We start from the raw sequence: 721 nt of genomic DNA on the forward strand, positions 1-721 counted from the left end.
CAGACGCGCCTGCGGATCGATCCCCTCCAGGCGGGTGTCCAGGTCGCGGTCGGTGCCGTCGCAGTCACGGATCACCTGACCGGTCGAGGCCCACGCCCCGTACGTGCAGCCGCCGAGCTGCACCGGCGCGGCCGGGCGCCCCTCGGCCGAGCGCCGCAGCGCGTCGCCACCCTTGAGCGGCTGCGTGACCAGCCCCCCGGTCGTCGCCACGACGACGTTCGCCGACCCCGCGGACGGCTGCTGGAGCCGCGCCTCGGCGCCGTCGTCCAGGGTCACCGTCTTGCCACCCGGGAGCACGAGCTGCGAGCCCGACCGGTCGAGCACGACCGGCTTGTCGCCCACCGCGGTCACCTCGACCTCCGCTCCCTTGCCCACGGGCAGGGAGGAGGACGACGGGTCGCCGTCCGCGGTGCCCTTGGACGTCGTCGCCACCGTCCACAACGTCCCCGTCGACGGGATCGCGGCGAACACCGTCCCGTCCTGCGACACCGTGAGGGCTCCCCCGCCCTCGACCTCGACCGTCGGGTCCGTCTTCTCCGCGTCGAACGAGGCTGCCCCGTCGAACGGCAGCACCCACAGCAGGCCCTCCTCGCCGTCGAGGATCGCCGTCGTCGCACCACCGGAGACCACCTGCGCCCCCGCCGGCAGACGAACCTGCCCGTCCAGCTTCAGGTGCGCGACGTCGACAGGAGACGCCGTACCGGTGCTCGTGTCGTCGAGG

General features: G+C 74.1%; 1 pseudogene. It reads right to left on the reverse strand.

Annotated features, from left to right (window positions below):
• A pseudogene (locus ABWU78_RS20890) lies at window positions 1–721 on the reverse strand (Ig-like domain-containing protein); the annotation flags it as partial.

Origin of the sequence: Cellulosimicrobium sp. CpK407, from assembly GCF_051844275.1 — a bacterium.
Lineage (GTDB): Bacteria > Actinomycetota > Actinomycetes > Actinomycetales > Cellulomonadaceae > Cellulosimicrobium > Cellulosimicrobium cellulans_G.